The sequence below is a fragment of the Streptomyces sp. NPDC001604 genome (assembly GCF_042893475.1).
Classification (GTDB): Bacteria; Actinomycetota; Actinomycetes; order Streptomycetales; family Streptomycetaceae; genus Streptomyces.
The window spans coordinates 660960-678287 of record NZ_JBIAUY010000001.1 but is presented as its reverse complement, the minus strand read 5'-3'; the positions used below and the strand labels follow the sequence as shown (position 1 = coordinate 678287).

Here is a 17328-nt window from a genome sequence, read left to right as displayed (position 1 = left end):
GCGACGAGGGTTTTCCCGATGGTGGCCTCCGACGGTCGGGCCGGGTGAAGTGCGGGCCCGCTGCGGCTCGCGTCCGGGGGCTGCCGCCCCAGACCCCCGCTTTCGGCCCTTAAGGGGCCTCGTCCTCAAACGCCGGACGGGCTGGATGATGCGGACCGGCGTCTGAAGGGCGCGCCCCTGATGGCTGGGCACGAGCCGGGCATTTTCAGCCCGTCCGGCGTTTGAGGACGAGGCCGTTCAGGCCGATCGGGGTCCGGGGCGGAGCCCCGAAGCGGGGTGCAGGGGACGCAGTCCCCGCCGGGGTACAGGGGCGGAGCCCCTGGCGGGGCCGAAGGGGCGGCAGCCCCTGGGGAAGGGGCGGCAGCCCCTGGGGAAGGGACGGGTAGGGGCGGCGGGGGCGAAGAACCGTGCCTTCCGCGACGCGTTCGACGACCCGTCCGTGGCGCTCGTCCACGTCCGGGCCGTCGAATACGGCTGTTTCCTCTACGAGGTCAGGAGGCCTCAGCCCTTCAGCTCCGCCGCCACCAGCTCCGCGATCTGTACCGCGTTCAGGGCCGCGCCCTTGCGGAGGTTGTCGTTGGAGATGAAGAGCGCGAGGCCGTTGTCGACGGTCTCGTCACGGCGGATGCGGCCGACGTAGGACGGGTCCTGGCCGGCGGCCTGGAGGGGGGTCGGGATCTCGGAGAGCGCGACGCCCGGGGCGCCCGCCAGCAGCTCCGTCGCGCGCTCCGGGGAGATCGGACGGGCGAAGCGGGCGTTGACCTGGAGGGAGTGGCCGGAGAAGACCGGGACGCGGACGCAGGTGCCGGAGACCTTGAGCTCGGGGATCTCCAGGATCTTGCGGGACTCGTGGCGGAGCTTCTGCTCCTCGTCCGTCTCGTTCAGGCCGTCCTCGACGAGGTTGCCCGCGAAGGGGAGGACGTTGAAGGCGATGGGGCGCTTGTAGACGCCGGGCTCCGGGAAGTCGACCGCCGAGCCGTCGTGCGTCAGCTTGTCCGCGTCGGCGATCACCTTCTGCGCCTGGCCGTGCAGCTCCGCCACGCCCGCGAGGCCGGAACCGGACACCGCCTGGTAGGTGGCGACGACCAGCGCCTCCAGGCCCGCCTCCGCGTGCAGCACCTTCAAGACCGGCATCGCGGCCATCGTGGTGCAGTTCGGGTTGGCGATGATGCCCTTGGGGCGGTCCGTGACCGCGTGCGGGTTCACCTCGGAGACGACCAGCGGGACCTCGGGGTCCTTGCGCCAGGCGGAGGAGTTGTCGATCACGACGGGGCCCTGCGCTGCGACCTTCTCGGCCAGCGCCTTCGAGGTCGCGCCGCCCGCGGAGAACAGCACGATGTCCAGGCCGGTGTAGTCGGCGGTCGCCGCGTCCTCCACGGTCACGCCGTCCAGGACCGAGCCCGCCGAGCGCGCGGAGGCGAACAGGCGCAGCTGGGTGACGGGGAAGTTCCGCTCCGTGAGGATCCTGCGCATGACCGTGCCGACCTGTCCGGTGGCTCCGACGATTCCGACCCTCACAGCGACTCCCTCTGTGTGTTCCACGTGTACGTGCGTGTCTGCGGCTTTTCCATCATGCGGCCGACCGGGGTCCGCCTGTCCAATTCTTTGCGCTCCATGCCCGAGGAGTGGACTGCCGGACGGTGTGACGTACACCTCTGGACGAATTTCTCCGGGATCGGCCGAACGTTTCCGGGCGCTCCGGCGTCGTAGAGGAAACGCGGTGAGGGGGTGGCTTGTGCTGCGCAGAAAGGCCCGCCGTGGCCAGGGGGACGATCATGGCGATCCTCTGGACGCGGCTCAGGAACGCCGGGTGCGGGCGGTGCTCGCACTGGGCGGGGTGCCGCAGACGGACCTGCCGGACGGGGTGCAGCAGGTCCGTCTGCGGCTGCTGGAGCGGGCGGCGAAGGGGTACGAGGCCCCGCGCGACGTCTCCGCATGGGCGGCCGTCGTCGCCTCCAACCTGGCCATGGACTGGCACCGGGCCAAGAAGCGGCAGGAGCGGATCGGTGAGCGGCTCGCCTCCCTGCGCCAGCTGGAGCACCCGTCCGGAGAGGACACCAGCCTGCTCTCCCTGGCCGTCGCCCAGGGCCTCGACGAGCTCCCCGACTCCCAGCGCCAGGTCCTCGTCCTGCGCTTCTACGCGGACCTGCCCGTCCGCTCGATAGCCGACGAGCTCGGCATCCCGGAGGGCACGGTCAAGAGCAGGCTGCACACGGCGGTACGGGCACTGCGCGCCCGCCTGCACGAGGACGAGGTGGTGTGAGATGACCGCCGAACACAACAGCATCGATGCGCTGATGGCCGCGATCACCGGCGAGGAGCCGCCGGAGGAGGCCCGCGCGGACGCCGCCTTCGCGGCCGAGCACCGCAGGGCGACGGCCGATGTGGCGCTGCTGCGCCGGCAGCTCGGGATCATCGGGGACGCGCTGGCCGAGGAGCCGCGCCCGGAGCGGACGCCCGCTCCGGTACGGGCGCCGCGGGACTGGCGCCGGGCACGCAGCTTCGCCTTCGGCTCGCTCGCCGTGGCCGCCGTCGCGACCGTGCTGTCGGGGCTGGGCTGGCTGGTGGTGCACGACGGCAGCGGCGCCGACACCATGTCCGGCGGCAGCGCCGACTCGGCGGCCTCCAAGGCGGACGGGAACGCCAAGGCCGGCTCGGCCTTCTCCAGCCCCGGCTACCTCGCCTGCACCCGCCTGGTCGCCGAGGGCGAGGTGGCGGCGGTGCAGCCGGTCCACGGGACCGCCGGGCAGGAGCGGATCACCCTGGACGTGACCCGCTCGTACAAGCCGGAGAAGTCCGAGCCGGAGAAGTCCGGGAAGGAGATCACCCTGCTGATCGAGGACGAGACCCTCCGCAAGGCGCTCCACAAGGGTGACCACATCCTGGTGGCCGTGCCGCCGCAGTCCACCGTCCCGGACTACGTGATCGTCGGCGAGAAGTCGATCGCCCGCGAACGCGCCGGGCTCGCCCGTGCGCTGCCCGAATCGGCCGAGGTCACCTGCTGACGCGGCCCGCTGACGTCCCCCGCCGACGGAAAAGGGCGGGCGCCCGTACGGACGCCCGCCCTCACCGCCGTAGCACCGGCTACGGAGTGACCTTCTCGATCTTCACGCTGCCGGTGCCCGCGGCCGTGCCGCGTGCGTTCACCAGCTGGACCTGGCCGAAGAACTCACGGCCCTCAGGAGCGGCCGCCGCGGCGGTGACGCTGCCGGAGACGGTCGCCGACTCGCCCGTGCCGAGCTTCACCGGCGCCGACTCGTCGACGCTGACGGTGCCCAGGGACGCGGAGAAGAAGACGTCCCGGTAGTCGTACGCGGTGGAGCCGGACGGGACCGAGTAGCCCGCGACCTCGATGGTGTACGTGCCGGCGGCGGGCGAGGCGATGGAGACCGCCTCCTCCGAGTCGCCGTCGGCGGACTGACCGACGACCGTGCCGGCCGCGTTCTTCACCACCAGGTCGAGGTCGGCGGAGGCGTCCGAGACGTTGCCGATCGCGACGTCCAGCGACTTGGCGCCCGCGGGCACGTCGACCGTGGTGGTCTGCGTCTCGCCCTCCTTGATGGTCGGGCGGGCCGTCTTGGACGAGCCGAGCGGGCCGCCGACCAGCTTGCCGTCGAGCGCGGCGAGCTTGTTCGTCACCTTCCAGGAGACGGCGGCCGGGGTACCGACCTTGGCCTCGGGGACGGTCACGGTCTGCGGGTCGAAGGACGCGCCGAGGACGGCGACGTCCAGCTTGTACGGGTTGTCGAGCAGCGGCGAGGTACGGCGCGACTCGACCTCGATCTCCCAGACACCGGCCTGCGGGTCCGCGTACGCACGCACGTCGGGCTTGCAGCCGTTGCCGTCGAGGTAGTTCGGGTAGCAGTACGGGGTGCCCGTGTTGTCGACCGGAGTGCCGTACGGGTGGATGGCGATGAACCGGGTCTGGCTCTTGTCCTGCAGCCCGCTCATGGCGACCTCGAGGGACTTGGCGCCCGCCGGCACGGTCACGAAGTACGACTGCGTGCTGTTGCGCTGCACCGTGTTCGAGGCCGTGAAGGTGTACTTCACCGGCGTCGAGACCACGACCGTGGCGAGGATCTGCTTGTCGACGCCCTCGGTGCCCGGATCATTGACGTCGAGGATCGCGCTCTTGATCCCCACGGACCTCGGGTTCGCCTGCACCTTGACGGTGACCGGCTGGTTCAGCGGCAGCTTCACCCAGTCCTTGCCGACGATCCGGAAGGTGTCACCGGCGTTGTTCTCGATGCTCAGCTCGTGCCAGACGGCCTTCGCGGAGCCGGAGGTCCGGGTGATGGTGACGTCGTACGTCTTCCTGTCACCCGCCTTGAGGCCGCCCTCGCGGTCGTACAGGCCGGTGCCGAAGCCCGGCGTCTTCAGCGCCTGGTCGAGCGCGGTGTCGACCGGGGCCTTCACGGTGTAGTCATTCGCGGTGGCGCCGTCGCGGATCGCGTCCCAGGCGTCGACGATGTCGATGCGGCCCGCGCCCTCCTCGTAGGCCTGAACGCCCTTGATGTGACGGGCCGTCGAGGTGAGTGCCGTACGCAGCGTCGCGGGCTTGAGCTCGATGCCCTTCTGCTTGGCGGCCGACAGCAGCAGCGCGCTCGCGCCCGTGGCCTGCGGGGAGGCCATGGACGTGCCCTGCAGCATGGAGTAGCCGGCCGGCAGTGAGTAGCCCGACTCGGCGACCGGGGAGCCCGGCAGCCAGGTCTGGGTGGTGTTGATGGCGGCACCCGGCGCGACGAGGGTCGGCGTGAAACCGCCGTCCTCACGCGGGCCGCGGGAGGAGAAGGGCATCATCGCGTACTTCTTCTCCACGACCGAGCCGTAGTTGGAGGCCCAGGTCGCCTTGGAGATGGCGGCGCCCACGGAGATCACCTTGTCGGCCAGACCCGGGTCGCCGATGGTGTTCGCGCCGGGGCCGGAGTTGCCCGCCGAGATCACCAGCTGCACGCCGTAGGTGTCGATGAGCCGCGTGTACAGCTCGGCGCGCGCGTTGTTGCCGTCGTTGAGCGCCGGCAGACCGCCGATGGACATGTTGACGATGTCGACCCCGCGGTTCACGACCAGGTCGATCATGCCCTCGGTGAGCGCGACGTTGGTGCAGCCGCCGGTCCAGGTGCAGGCACGGGAGGAGACGATCTTCGCGCCGGGTGCCGCGCCGTTCATCTTCCCGCCGAACAGGCCGTTGGCGGCGGTGATCCCGGCGACGTGCGTGCCGTGCTCGGACTCGATGACGCCGATGTTGACGAAGTCGGCCTTCTTGCCGACCCAGTCGCCGCCGTACGGGTCCATCGGCACGTCCTTGCGGATCTGCACGACGAACGGCTGGCGCTCCACGACGTCGGTGGCCGGGTTGTCGGTCCCGAAGTAACCGATCTGGTAGCCGTCCTTGTACGGCTTCATCGGCGTGTCGTCGCTGAAGTCGTAGTTGTTGTTCAGGTCGACGGTGACAGTCCCGGCGGCGGCGTCGTAGAGGACGCCCCACTTGTCCGTGGTGTCCCCGTCCCGGTTGGCGTCGCCCTTCGCGTCGCCGCCCGCGGTGGCGGCCTCGCTGAAGGTGCTGACCTGGTACGACCCGGCGGGCGCCGTCCAGGTCTTGCCGCCGTAGGTGAAGGTGGGCCCGGAGACCGAGGTCACCATCGGGCGCCAGGTGGCGTCACTGTCGACGATCGGGTCGGTCGCCGTCACCCAGTCGACGATCTTCCGCTCACCGGTGGTGGTCTTCTGCAGCGCCGGGTGACCGAGGTCGACACCGGAGTCCAGGATGCCGATGGTGACGCCGCGGCCGTCCGCCTTCGGGTGGTCCTTCACGAAGTCGACGGCGCCCGTCTCGAAGGACGGGTTGTACGGGTTCTCGGCGGGGGTGTTCTTGTCCGGAGCGGGGTAACTGACCGTGCCCGAGGCGGACTTGGCGCCGCCCGTCGCGCTCGGGTCGTCCAGGGGTATCTCCTTGCGCAGGTCGATGCCGTGCACGGAGGAGAGCTTCGCGGCGGCGGCGATGGCCGCGTCCGCCTTCGCGGTGGGGACGGTGGCGCGGACGTAGCCGAGCTTGTCGTACGTCCGGCCGACCGAGCCGCCCTTGACCGCGTCCAGCTTCCCGGCGACCTGCTCGGTCTGCCCCGGGGCGGTGGCGATCATCATCGTGACGTTCTTGGCGCCGTCGGCCTTGGCCTCGGCGAGCAGGTCCGCATCGTCGGAACCGAGCTTTTCCTGCGCGGACTTGACGCTGCCGTCGGAGGGGGCGGTGGAGCCCGGGGACGGCGCGTCGGCGGAGAAGGCCATGGGTATCGGCCCGGCCGCGGAGAGGGCGGCGACAAGACCGGCGGCCACGGCTATTCGGGCCACTGGTCTCAGGGGGGTGAGGGTCATCGGCATCCCTAGGAGTGAAGATTTCAGTGCCGGACGAGCGCACAGCTTTACCCAAGGGACAGTTGTTTGGGAAGTGTTGACCGAAACGATATGGACGTATGGGGAAAACCCCCTATTCCCTTTACGGGGATGAGTCCCCAATAGTGCTAAATGAACCGGCGGTTCCGGACTAACGTCCCTACGTGCGCAGGAAACTGAGGGTGGCGGCCTACGCCATATGCGTCCGCGACGACCAACTCCTCCTGGCCCGCTGGACCGACGACCGGGGCCGCCCCGAGTGGACCCTGCCCGGCGGCGGCGTGGAACACGGCGAGGACCCCTACGACGCCGCCGTCAGGGAGGTGGAGGAGGAGACCGGCTACCACGTCGACCTCACCGCCCTCCTGGGCGTGGACTCGATCCGCCGCACGGCCCCTCGCCCCTTCGGCCGCTCCGTCGACCACCACGGCATCCGTCTGGTCTACGAGGGCCGCGTGGCCGGCGGTGAACTCCGCCACGAGATCGGCGGCTCGACGGACATGGCGGCCTGGCATCCCCTGGACGCGGTGCCTGAACTGTGCCGGGTCGCACTGGTCGACGTGGGGCTGGCACTGTGGCGGGAGCGGCCGGCGACGGGGCGGGTGAACTGCTTGCAGTACCCAGAAAGATGAACGCGGAGTGACCGCCCCCGGGCCGCCCGACGAGCGGTCGTGAACGCGGAGGGTGGCCCAAGATCCACGTACGGTGATCGGCGTTGCCCGTTGCCGCCTCGTTCACCAGCAGGTCATTCCCGGTGCCAACCATCCAGAGCGAGCGGGTTGTTCGCGACAGCGAAACAGCCCGCGACCACTGCCGACGCGTTGCCACTCGGGGAGATCGCGCCATGTCGCGCATACGCTCTGTCGCCGCCACCAGCCCGGCGATCAATCGCCGTACCGTCCTCGCCGCCACCGGCGCGGCGGCCGTCTCCGCAGGCGTCGGCTACGCCCTGCGGCCCACCGACAGCCAGGCCGCCACCGACACCACCCGGGTCGTGGCGCAGTCCCGCAGGGCCCCGGCCGCCCCCCTCGCGCCCTACACCAAGGGCACCACCCTCGCCACGGTCGCCGCCCCGCGCACCTCCTCCGGCTTCCGCCGCCTCGGCGACGGCCCCGGCTGGACCCGCGTCGTGCGCAGCGAGCTCGCCGCCCCCAAGTCGGGCCGCGCCGGCCGCCGTACCGCGCTCGCCGCGTTCGTACAGCTCACCGACCTGCATCTGATCGACTCCCAGCACCCGATGCGCCTGGAGTACCTGCGCTCCACGGACCGGCACGCCTGGCGCCCCCAGGAGGCGCTGACCGTGCAGGGCGCCATCTCGCTCGTCGAGCGGATCAACGCACTGCGCGGCGCCCCCGTCACCGGTTCCCCGCTGCACTTCGCGATGACCACCGGCGACAACACGGACAACAACGCCAAGTCCGAGCTCGAATGGTTCCTGAAGATCATGAGCGGCGGGCGCATCACTCCCAACTCCGGCGATCCGCGGCACTACGAGGGCGTCCAGAACAGCGGTCTCAAGCTGTACTGGCAGCCCGACTCCACCGTCCGCGACGGCGACAAGCAGCTCGGCTTCCCGCACCTCCAGGGCTTCCTGGCCGCCGCGATCCGCGAGGTCCGCAGCCCCGGCCTGACGCTGCCCTGGTACTCCACCGTCGGCAACCACGACGCGATGCCGCTCGGCTGCTACGGCCACGGCGACTCCTGGCTCGCCGAGTACGCGGTCGGCGGCAGGAAGCTGATGTCGCTGTCCGCCGCCGAGGCGAAGAAGCTGCAGGACAGCATCGCGAACGCCAAGGACCCGCGGGGGACGGCGTTCCGGGACTTCCTCAAGGCCCACACCCGCGCCATGCGCTCGGTCACCCCGGACGAGCGCCGGGCCCCGTACACCCCTGCCGACTACCTGAAGGCCCACCTCGACCCGGCGTACCGCGGCAACGGCCCGGTCGGACACGGCTACTCCAGCGCCAACCTCGACGCCGGCACCCAGTACTACACCTTCCGCATCGCCGACGACGTCATCGGCATCAGCCTCGACACCACCGACCCGGGCGGCCACTACGAGGGCTCCATCGGCACCGCCCAGTTGAAGTGGCTCGACAAGCAGCTGAAGGACAACAAGGACTCGCACGCCATCGTCTTCAGCCACCACACCAGCAAGACGATGGACAACACGGGCATCGTGGACCCGGCCCGCCCCAACGAGCGGCGGCACGGCGGCGAGGAGCTCGTCGCCCTCCTCGGCAGCCACTCCAACGTCGTCGCCTGGGTGAACGGCCACATCCACCGCAACGACATCACCCCGCACAAGGCGTCCAACGGCCGCTCGTTCTGGGAGATCTCGACCGCCTCGCACGTGGACTACCCGCAGCTGGCCCGCGTCATCGAGATCGCCGACAACAAGGACGGCACCCTCTCCCTGTTCACCACCCTCGTCGAGTCCGCGGCCCCGCACCGCACGGACTTCGCCGACCTCACCCAGACGGGCCTGGCCGCCCTGTACCGCGAGCTGTCGTACAACGTCCCCGGCCGCAGCGCGACGCTCGCCGGCGACCCGGAGGACCGCAACACGGAACTGGTGCTCAAGAAGGGCTGAAAGCGGCTCAACCGGCTCGCGGTGCGTCAACCTCCGCACCGCCGGCCGGGTCTGTCTCCCCCGACCGAGCTCGGCGACGAGCGAGCGAGATGGGGGAAGACATGACCGTACGTACGACCCTGGTGGCGGCCACCGCGGTGGCGCTGTCCGCCGCCCTGGCCGGCCCCGCCCTTGCGGCGGGGCCCACCCGCGCCGGAGCTCACGACGCGACCCGCAGAGCGGTCGAAGCCGTGGTCGAGGACGGCATTCCCGGCGTCACGGCGACGGCGAAGGACGCCCACGGCACCTGGTCGACGACCGCCGGCGTGGGCAACATCCGTACCGGCAAGCCTCGTTCGGCCGAGGACCGCTTCCGGGCGGGAAGCATCACGAAGACGTTCGTCGCGACGGTGGTGCTGCAGCTGGAGGCCGAGGGCCGGCTGTCGCTGGACGACACGGTGGAGAAGTGGCTGCCGGGCGCGGTCCACGGCCACGGCCACGACGGCAGCCGGATCACCGTCCGCCAGATCCTCAACCACACCAGCGGCATCTACGACTACACCAACGACGAGACGTTCGTACGGTGGTACTTCAGCAAGGACGGCTTCCCCGAGCACCGCTATGACCGCTGGACGCCCGAGGCCGAACTGGCGGTCGCCATGCGCCACAAGCCGCTCTTCGAGCCCGGTGCCTCCTGGAGCTACTCCAACACGAACTACCTGCTGGCCGCGATGGTGGTCGAGAAGGTCACCGGCCATCCGTACGCCGAGGAGGTCCGCCGGCGGATCATCGACCCGCTCCACCTGACCGGCACCTCGGTCCCCGGCAACCGGGTCACCCTCCCGCAGCCCAGCAGCCGTACCTACTCCAAACTCGCGGACTCCACCACGGGCCCGACGTACGACGTCACGACCGTGAACCCGTCCCTGGCGTACGGTTCGGGCGAGTTGATCTCCGACACCTCCGACCTGAACCGCTTCTTCAGGGCCCTGCTCACCGGCCGGCTGCTGCCGTCCGCGCAGCTGAAGGAGATGAAGACCACGGTCAAGGCCGACGTCCTGCCGAACGCCCGCTACGGCCTCGGCCTCATCGACCGCAGGCTCAGCTGCGGAGTCCACGTCTGGGGCCACGCGGGCGGCATCTTCGGCTCCCTCTCGGAGGCGGTGACGACGGCGGACGGCCGCCACTCCCTGTCCTTCAACCTCAACGGGGACTGGACGGACGTGGCCCACACCCAGGCGGTGATCGAGGCGGAGTTCTGCGGCGGTCAGGACCGCTGACGGCACGCGTCGATCGCCTCGCGCAGCCGGAGGACCGCCTCCTCGACCGCCCCGTCCGCGAGGTTGCCGTACCCGAGGACCAGGCCGTGGTCGGCGTGGTCCTCGGTGGCGTGGTAGGCGGCGAGGTCGGCCACGCGCAGCGAGCGGGCGGCCGCCGCCCGGACCACGGCCGCCGGGTCCACGGCGGCGGGCAGCCGCAGGAGGAGATGGAGGCCGGCCGCGACACCGGAGACCGGGGCGTACGGCAGCTGCTCGGCGAGCGCCCGGACGAGGGTGTCGCGGCGGTTGCGGTAGCGCCCCCGGCAGCCCCGCAGATGGCGGTCGTAGCCGCCTGATTCCAGCAGGTCGGCGAAGGCCAGCTGGTCGAGTGGCGGGGGCTGGGTCGCCGTCTGGTCGGTCCTGTGCAGGTGTTCGGTCCAGCGGGCGGGCGCCACGATCCATCCGATGCCGAGCGCGGGGGAGAGGATCTTGCTGAGCGACTTGAACAGGACGACCCGGGACGGATCCATGCCCTGGAGGCTCGCGACCGGCCGGCGGTCGTAGCGGAACTCGGCGTCGTAGTCGTCCTCCAGTACGACGCCGTCCACCTCGCGGGCCCAGCGCAGCAGGGCCGCGCGCCGCTCCGGGGCGAGCACGGTGCCCAGCGGGAACTGGTGCGCCGGGGACGCCAGCACCGCCCTCAGACCGGGGTGCCCGGCGAGCTCGTCGGTGCGCAGACCGGCGCCGTCCGCGCGCAGGGGTACGACGTCCAGGCCCGCGGCGCGGATCACGTCGCGGAGCCGGGTCCAGCCCGGCTCCTCGACTCCCACGGCGGTGATGCCGCGGGCGCGCAGCGCCTGGCAGAAGCGGCGCACCCCGTCGGTCACGCTCGTGCACACCGTCACGTCCTCGGGGCTCGCGGAGACGCCGCGGGAGCGGGCCAGGTACTCGGCGAGCAGCCGTCTGAGCCGGGGGTGGCCGCCGGGCGGCGGGTAGCCGAACTCGGTGAACGCCACGGTCGTCGCCTGCGCGCGGACCGCGTCGGCCCAGCGGCGCCGCGGGAACGCCCGCAGGTCCGGCAGGCCCGGCGCCAGGTCGTAGCGGGCCGCCGGAGCCTGCTGCGGCGCGCGCCGCGCGGTGCGGTCGCTGTCGCTGTTCGACCAGCGCACCCGGGTCGCGGAGCCGGTCCGGGCCTCCAGGTATCCCTCGGCGACCAGCTGGCCGTACGCCTCGGTCACCGCCCAGCGCGAACAGCCGAGGTCGGCGGCGAGCTGCCGGCTGGGCGGCAGGGCGGTGCCCACCTCGATCCGGCCCTCCCTGATCGCCGAACGCAGCGCCCGCTTCACCCGTTCGTGCAGCGGCCCGTCGGCGGCCTGACCGAGGTGGAGCAGGAGATCGCCCGCCGGATTGGTCTGTGATTCCCGCATGTCATTGGACGGTAGCAGCGAGCCATTTCTCAGTAGCTTCGAGTGCATGAAGGACGTACCTGAAACCCACCAGTTGTTCCGCGGAGTCTTCGAGGACTGGCAGATCAAGGCGGGCGTCCTGTCGGCGACACCGGACGCGCCGGTCGTATCGGACGACCCTTCTGCGTTGCGGTTGGCGCTGCGCCGGTTGCGGGCCCGCTTCGAAAGACCACCCGGTAATTCAGCCGACTCCGACACGAGACGCCGAGTTCATCCGTACGAAACGTCCATGCCGCCTCATATCGGCTAACCCGCACTTCACGGGGGATGGCTCGATTTGTGCAAGGCGGGTGGTCGTATGCCCACGAGGCGCGGACTGCACGTGCTCTCGGTCTACGAGGGTTTCTTCTCCGGCGGGGCCCGGATCGTTCACAGTGATGTCGTACTCGGACTGCAGGAGGGTGACCAGCAGCATCGCGTGCTGAGCCTCCATGGCGAGGTGCACCGGGAGGCCACCCGGCAGCGGATGGAGGACGACGCCTGCTACCGGTCGCTGACCGCGGCGGGCGTGGGCGTCACCTCCCTGGGCCGGGTCTTTCCCGCAAGCGGCGATCCGGCCACCTTCACGGGGCCGGAGCTGGCCGACACCGCGAGGGCGACGGCGGAGGCGGATGTGATCCTTTCGCTGAAGGAACAGCCGCTGCGCCTCCTGAACCAGGCGGGCCTGCCCCGCCGCCCCGTCGTGGTCTGCCTGCACCGCTCCGACCCGGAGAACCAGGGGGCGGCCCTCGACGAGCTGAAGGCCGCCATCGCCGACGGCAGGGTGGTGGCGTGCGTGTGCTGCGCCGAGTCGACGCGGGCGGCTTACGAGGCGGCGGGGATCCCGGCCGAGCTGCTGCACGTCATCCCGAACGGCGTGGACCTGCTGCGCTTCCGGCCCGACCCGGCCCGGCGGCTGGCGGTGCGGGCCTCCTTGGACATCCCGGCCGCGACGCCGGTGGTCGTCTTCGCGGCCCGCTACGACGCGATGAAGAACGTCCCGCTGTTCCTGCGGGCGGCACGGGAGTGGCTCGAGCAGCAGCCCGACGGGCATGTGCTGATGTGCGGCGCGGGCATGACAGCGACGAACCCGGGACTGGAAGCGGACATCAAGACCGCGTTCGGACCGCAGCAGACCCTGACGGACCGCGTCCACCTGCTCGGCGTCCGACATGACATGGAGTCCGTGTACGCCGGTGCCGACGTCGTCGCGCTGACCTCGGCCTGGGGCGAGGCGGCACCGCTGTGCCTGGTCGAGGGCATGATGTGCGGCGCCGTACCGGTCGCCACCGATGTCGGCGACAGCGCGGCGATCGTGGCGGGCCACGGCTTCGTCACCCCGCCCGACCCGGCGGCGATCGCCCGGGCCTGGACGGAAGCGGCAGCCTCCCGCACCGCCCTCACCCCGTCCCTCACCGCAAGCCGCGAACGCTTCAGCCGCACCCGCATGATCGCGTCCTACGCCACCCTCCTCGACTGGGTCGCCGCGGGCGCTGTCGCGAGACCGGTCCTTCCGGAGCCGCACTGAGCGGCGAGGCGAGGACTGGCGGCCGGGGGCCGACCTCGGCGGTGGGAGGCCGCCGGGCCACGGGAGCGGCCGCCGGGTGAGCGCGTCCGGGGGCGGGTGCCGTTTGCCGGCGGTCGCCGGGACCGCTCTCTGTGGGGCGGGTGCCGCCCCAAGCGGCACGACTGCCCGCAGTTGCGTCGGCTGGGCGAGTGATGCCGGCGGCCCGGACTCCGGGCGCGCCAGCGTCGCCTCCTCGGCGTAGCCGTGGTCACTCCACCCGTGTCGACCCCCGTGTGCCCGCCGGTGCTGTCTCGGTCGTCGGGGCGTCGCCGTGAGACGGCGGCAGGACCTGGCGCACGCTCACCAGTGCTGCCAGGGCGATTGCGCCCGCGACGGCGGGGACTCCGGCCGCGCCTGCCGTGGACAGCGTCAGGCCGCCGAGGGCTCCGGCGACCGCGACGCCCAGGAACTGGGCGGAGAAGTGCAGGCCCAGAGCCTGGGAGCGCTGCTCGGGGGCCAGGCCCGCCAGACGGGTCTGCTGGCTGATGCCGCCCGACCACCAGGCCAGGCCGAAGGCGAAGAGGAGCGGGAAGGCGATGATCCGGGCAGCAGACGGGATGTGAGCGGTCGTCAGCAGTGTGAGGACCGCAAGGAAGCCGGCGATGAGCAGCAGCACCGTCCGCAGCACCTTCGCCAGCGCGTGCTTCTTCAGCACCGAGCCGATGAGGCGCCCGCCCGTGAAGCCGCCTGCCCCGAACACGACCATCAGCGCCGCAACTCCCGTACTGCCCAGGCCGGTTGCCCGGTGTGCAATGGGGGACAGGTACGTGTACATCGTGTACGCCGCGAGGAAAAGACCGAAGGTCGTCACCAGGCCCCAGCGAATCGGCCCCCGCCGCAGCAGGTTCAGGCGCCCCGCTGTCGGACCCGCCGTGCCCGGCACGTCCGGGAGCCAGGCCAGCACGGCCAGCGCGGTGACGAGCGCCAGTGCGGCCACGAAGGCGAAGGACGCCCTCCAGCCCAGCGCCGCGCCCACGACCGTGCCGATGGGGGCGCCGAGAGTGAGGGCGACCGCGTTGCCGCCGGCCGTGACGGCGATCGCGCGCGGGAGTTCCTCGGGTTTGCTCAGTGCCGCCGCGGCGGCCGCCGCCGGCGCTGCGAACAGCGCCGCACCCAGCGCCGCCAGGACCCGTGCCGCGGCCAGTGTCGCGATGTCGGGGGCGACGGCGGCGAGCGCATTGGCCGCGGCGAAACCCACCGCGGCCCAGATCAGAAGCCGTTTGAGGGGGACGTGCTGGAACTGGCCGATCAGCGGCGGCCCGGCGATCGCATAGACCAGGGCGAAGACCGTGACCATCTGCCCGCACACGGACACCGTCGAGTGGAGGTCGTGGGCCACGTCGGGGAGCACTCCGGCGATCACATATCCCTCGGTGCCCACCGTGAAGGTGCCAAGGGCTAAGAGGTAGATCCTTGGATTCATGGTCCAACGGTACAAGAGTCATTGAACCTTTGGAAGACGAGGTCTCTGGCAGTAGGGTCGACGTCATGCGGGACAGATTTCACGCCGAACTGGCCAACGTCACCCTGGCCGAGGCGATGCACGGACTCAGCGATCCGCTGCGCCTGCGCATCGTCGCGCTGCTCGCCGAGCGCGGCGAGACCGAGTGCTCGGTGATCTACAACGACCTGGGCATCAGCAAGTCCAACGCCTCCCACCACTTCCGGGTCCTCAGGGAGTGCGGCCTCATCTGGCGCAGCCACCAGGGCCAGCAGCAGAGCGCCCGGCTGCGGGCCGACGAGTTCGAGGAGCGCTTCCCGGGGCTGCTGCCCGCCGTCGTCAAGAACATCGCCGAGTCCACGGGAGACGGCGGGGGCGGCGAACAGTGACGTCCGCCGCCCCCGCCCGGGCGTCACTCAGCCGAAGAACACGTTCCCGAGGCTCAACCCCGTGTACGCGTCCCGCATCGTGATGACGTCACCCTCGCGCAGCTCGACCCCGTCCTTGTGCGAGCTGATGCACGACCCCAGCAGCAGATACACGATCGTGCCCGCCTCGAACAGACCGCGCCGGCGCAGCAGCAGCCGTTCCAGGACGCGTGGGGAGTAGAGCATCTCCCGCCTGCCGAGCGACCCTCGGCGTTCCCACACGGCCGCGCCCTCGCGGCTGATCGACGCGGTGACCTCGCTGGACGGCGGCAACTCGGCCAGGACCACCTCGGCGGCCACGGACGTCGGCTGGAGCTTCGACAGGTTCGCCAGATTGCGGCGCGCGTGCCGCAGGCCCGCGTCGGAGAAGTCGTTGGCCAGCGTGAAGCCGAGGTAGACCGGGTCACCCTCCTTGTTCACGCAGTACACGGCGCAGTACTCGACCTCGATCCCGCCGCCGGTCAGCGGCACCGGGCTGGAGAGCGGGTCCCCGTCAGTGCGCAGCAGGTCACCGGTTCCCTTGTAGTAGAAGTCCAGCTTGCCCTTCTCCACCGCTGTCTCGTTCACCACGGCGTGGGTGTAGCCGAAGCTGTAGACGGCGGCTCGGGAGTGCTCCTCGGGCAGGAAGGGGACCGTGCCGGGAGGTGACGGCCGCTCCTCGTGCTCGGCGAGGCCCTCCAGGTACTCCGGCCAGGACAGGCCGCTCTCGGCGTAACCGACCGCGAGTTCGTACGTGCCGGCGACTTTCCGGATCCTGGTCATCTTCACTCACCTCACTTCTTCTTGAACGCCTTGTACTGCCGTCCGCCGAGCAGCAGTTCATGGGTCTCGACAAGGTTGTCGGGCCGCTCGCCGCCGGCCGGCAGGTTGCGGACGTCGGTGATCAGGACGCCGCCCTGGAGCAGGGTGCGCTCCAGCTCGGCGAGCGGTACGACCGGGGTGTCCGGGGCGTGTTCCGAGACCGCGAGGTCGTATCCGATCCGCTTGTTGTAGTGGAAGGTGCCCGCCGTCTCGAAGGGCAGCTCGGTGCTCGTGAGGTCCGAACGCACCCTGATACGCAGGGCCTTGTGGTCGCCCGCCCACTGCAGGACATGGGGGGTGAGGTCCGGGGAGTGCGTGGCGATGTCGAGGCGGCCCTGGGCGAGCAGGGGCACGAGCCGCAGTGAGTCCGGCTTGAGGAGCAGGGCCCGCGAGCGCGGATGGGTCACCTCCCGTACCAGGTCGGCGAGTTCGGACAGGTCCGTGCCGGCGTCGAGCAGGGCGTCGCGCTCCTCGCCGTGGACGCGCAGCCAGTCCTCGTCGACCCGGCCCCAGTCGGAGATCCGCAGGACCTCCTCCACCGTCAGGTCGTACCGGCCGAACAGGAAGGCCTTGAACGGCTGGTACTGCAGGATGCGCCCGTGGTCGCCGACGATGGAGTAGTCGCCCACCCAGCCGTTGATGAAGGACCGGGTACCGACGACGCTCGCCAGGCCCAGGTAGTCGGCGTTCCAGCCCACCATGGCGTCGCGGCCCACCCAGGCGTAGTCGCGCAGCACGACACCGGGCTGGTGCGTCATGGAGACGGTGCGCGCGCCGATCGATGGGCGCCCGTACGCGCTGTGGTCCTGGCGCAGGAGCAGGCTTCCGGGAGACAGCCAGGCGCCGTCCCCGATGGTGATGTCGCCGCCGGCGTTGATCCCGCTGCCCTTGCCGAACCGCACGTACCGGCCGATGTCGATGCGGGGGATCTGTGCCGCCGGCAGCGCGTACTGGTGGTCGGCATGCGGGGCGCTGAAGTAGGCGCCGCCCTCGAAGTGGGTGGGGAGGATCCAGTGCTGCCCCGTGCCCTCCCGGACCAGCAGCGGGTCGCCCGAGGTGTCGACGGAGAAATGGTTTTCCGGAAGGCCGAGTTCCGCTGCGAGTTCCCGCAGTGAATTGGCCACCAGTCGGCCGAATTCAATCTGCTGCTGCTCGTTTCCGGTGGTGGCCGACCGTTTGCGCAGTTCCTTGAGGACCTGAGCGTACCGAACGATGGGGTACGGCTTCGGGTCGGAGGCTTCCGCCAGCTTTTCGAGAAGGTTTACCGTGCTCACCCGCTCTATCGTCGTGTGCACGTCGAAGTATGCGGACTTGTTCACGTGGGTTCCCCTGAAAACGTGTTGGACGGTTGCCAAAAGCCTAGGTGGGAGGCGTCGAGAGGACCAACGAGAGTTGTTTATTGCTTCAATAATTGAAACTTATCGG

The 17328-nt window shown here is 70.8% G+C and carries 14 protein-coding genes and 1 pseudogene; 9 read left to right on the top strand and 6 right to left on the bottom strand.

The features are described 5' to 3' along the window. Positions 1-409 precede the first annotated feature (409 nt). A pseudogene (locus ACFY1E_RS03135) lies at positions 410-502 on the top strand (DUF1203 domain-containing protein); the annotation flags it as partial. Here ACFY1E_RS03135 and ACFY1E_RS03130 read toward each other — a convergent pair. Beyond that, positions 502-1518, bottom strand: a complete 1017-nt coding sequence (locus ACFY1E_RS03130; RefSeq protein ID WP_389070716.1) for an aspartate-semialdehyde dehydrogenase — start codon at positions 1516-1518, stop codon at positions 502-504. The pseudogene ACFY1E_RS03135 and the gene ACFY1E_RS03130 overlap by 1 nt on opposite strands. 217 nt (positions 1519-1735) lie before the next feature. On the opposite strand from ACFY1E_RS03130, the gene ACFY1E_RS03125 reads away from it, so the two are divergent. Then, entirely contained in the window at positions 1736-2263 is a 528-nt protein-coding gene (locus ACFY1E_RS03125; protein ID WP_389071607.1) for an RNA polymerase sigma factor, read from the top strand. A 1-nt stretch (position 2264) separates the two neighbouring features. Beyond that, complete coding sequence (locus ACFY1E_RS03120; RefSeq protein ID WP_389070715.1) at positions 2265-3005, top strand: hypothetical protein; 741 nt, start codon at positions 2265-2267, stop codon at positions 3003-3005. 79 nt (positions 3006-3084) lie between these two features. Here the strand turns inward: ACFY1E_RS03120 and ACFY1E_RS03115 are convergent, their stop codons facing one another. Further along, positions 3085-6372, bottom strand: a complete 3288-nt coding sequence (locus tag ACFY1E_RS03115) for a S8 family serine peptidase (RefSeq protein ID WP_389070713.1) — start codon at positions 6370-6372, stop codon at positions 3085-3087. A 182-nt stretch (positions 6373-6554) separates the two neighbouring features. Between ACFY1E_RS03115 and ACFY1E_RS03110 the strand changes: the two genes are divergently transcribed. The 3 genes from ACFY1E_RS03110 (at position 6555) to ACFY1E_RS03100 (ending at position 10242) form a co-directional block, all read left to right on the top strand. Further along, the gene (locus ACFY1E_RS03110; protein ID WP_389070710.1) at positions 6555-7022 is read left to right on the top strand and encodes an NUDIX hydrolase; all 468 of its coding nucleotides are present in this window, start codon (positions 6555-6557) and stop codon (positions 7020-7022) included. A gap of 212 nt (positions 7023-7234) precedes the next feature. Next, positions 7235-8983, top strand: a complete 1749-nt coding sequence (locus ACFY1E_RS03105) for a TIGR03767 family metallophosphoesterase (RefSeq protein WP_389070709.1) — start codon at positions 7235-7237, stop codon at positions 8981-8983. A 101-nt stretch (positions 8984-9084) separates the two neighbouring features. Next, positions 9085-10242: a serine hydrolase domain-containing protein gene (locus ACFY1E_RS03100; RefSeq protein WP_389070706.1), complete on the top strand. Its 1158-nt coding sequence runs from the start codon at positions 9085-9087 to the stop codon at positions 10240-10242. On the opposite strand, the gene ACFY1E_RS03095 is transcribed toward ACFY1E_RS03100, so the two are convergent. Further along, positions 10230-11648, bottom strand: coding sequence for a PLP-dependent aminotransferase family protein (locus ACFY1E_RS03095; RefSeq protein WP_389070704.1), 1419 nt, complete (start codon positions 11646-11648; stop codon positions 10230-10232). The two genes, ACFY1E_RS03100 and ACFY1E_RS03095, sit on opposite strands and share 13 nt — an antisense overlap. A gap of 46 nt (positions 11649-11694) precedes the next feature. On the opposite strand from ACFY1E_RS03095, the gene ACFY1E_RS03090 reads away from it, so the two are divergent. Further along, positions 11695-11937 carry a hypothetical protein gene (locus ACFY1E_RS03090; RefSeq protein WP_389070701.1) on the top strand — a complete coding sequence of 81 codons (243 nt, stop codon included), beginning with the start codon at positions 11695-11697 and terminating at the stop codon, positions 11935-11937. Positions 11938-12009: 72 nt separating this feature from the next. Beyond that, on the top strand, positions 12010-13194 hold the full coding sequence (locus ACFY1E_RS03085; protein WP_389071605.1) for a glycosyltransferase: 1185 nt from the start codon (positions 12010-12012) through the stop codon (positions 13192-13194). A gap of 247 nt (positions 13195-13441) precedes the next feature. Here ACFY1E_RS03085 and ACFY1E_RS03080 read toward each other — a convergent pair whose 3' ends face one another. Beyond that, positions 13442-14656, bottom strand: a complete 1215-nt coding sequence (locus ACFY1E_RS03080; protein ID WP_389070699.1) for an MFS transporter — start codon at positions 14654-14656, stop codon at positions 13442-13444. Between the two features lie 65 nt (positions 14657-14721). On the opposite strand from ACFY1E_RS03080, the gene ACFY1E_RS03075 reads away from it, so the two are divergent. After that, on the top strand, positions 14722-15063 hold the full coding sequence (locus tag ACFY1E_RS03075) for an ArsR/SmtB family transcription factor (protein WP_389070696.1): 342 nt from the start codon (positions 14722-14724) through the stop codon (positions 15061-15063). Positions 15064-15090: 27 nt separating this feature from the next. Here ACFY1E_RS03075 and ACFY1E_RS03070 read toward each other — a convergent pair whose 3' ends face one another. Next, positions 15091-15864 carry a hypothetical protein gene (locus tag ACFY1E_RS03070; RefSeq protein WP_389070693.1) on the bottom strand — a complete coding sequence of 258 codons (774 nt, stop codon included), beginning with the start codon at positions 15862-15864 and terminating at the stop codon, positions 15091-15093. Between the two features lie 11 nt (positions 15865-15875). Then, on the bottom strand, positions 15876-17222 hold the full coding sequence (locus ACFY1E_RS03065; RefSeq protein ID WP_389070691.1) for an acyltransferase: 1347 nt from the start codon (positions 17220-17222) through the stop codon (positions 15876-15878). Positions 17223-17328 lie beyond the last annotated feature (106 nt).

Bases quoted from the DNA above. Each gene is read 5' to 3' on its own strand.
- ACFY1E_RS03070 (WP_389070693.1), bottom strand. From the start codon at position 15,864: ATGACCAGGATCCGGAAAGTCGCCGGCACGTACGAACTCGCGGTCGGT.
- ACFY1E_RS03075 (WP_389070696.1), top strand. From the start codon at position 14,722: ATGCGGGACAGATTTCACGCCGAACTGGCCAACGTCACCCTGGCCGAG.
- ACFY1E_RS03105 (WP_389070709.1), top strand. From the start codon at position 7,235: ATGTCGCGCATACGCTCTGTCGCCGCCACCAGCCCGGCGATCAATCGC.
- ACFY1E_RS03115 (WP_389070713.1), bottom strand. From the start codon at position 6,372: ATGACCCTCACCCCCCTGAGACCAGTGGCCCGAATAGCCGTGGCCGCC.
- ACFY1E_RS03080 (WP_389070699.1), bottom strand. From the start codon at position 14,656: ATGAATCCAAGGATCTACCTCTTAGCCCTTGGCACCTTCACGGTGGGC.
- ACFY1E_RS03120 (WP_389070715.1), top strand. From the start codon at position 2,265: ATGACCGCCGAACACAACAGCATCGATGCGCTGATGGCCGCGATCACC.
- ACFY1E_RS03095 (WP_389070704.1), bottom strand. From the start codon at position 11,648: ATGCGGGAATCACAGACCAATCCGGCGGGCGATCTCCTGCTCCACCTC.
- ACFY1E_RS03100 (WP_389070706.1), top strand. From the start codon at position 9,085: ATGACCGTACGTACGACCCTGGTGGCGGCCACCGCGGTGGCGCTGTCC.
- ACFY1E_RS03090 (WP_389070701.1), top strand. From the start codon at position 11,695: ATGAAGGACGTACCTGAAACCCACCAGTTGTTCCGCGGAGTCTTCGAG.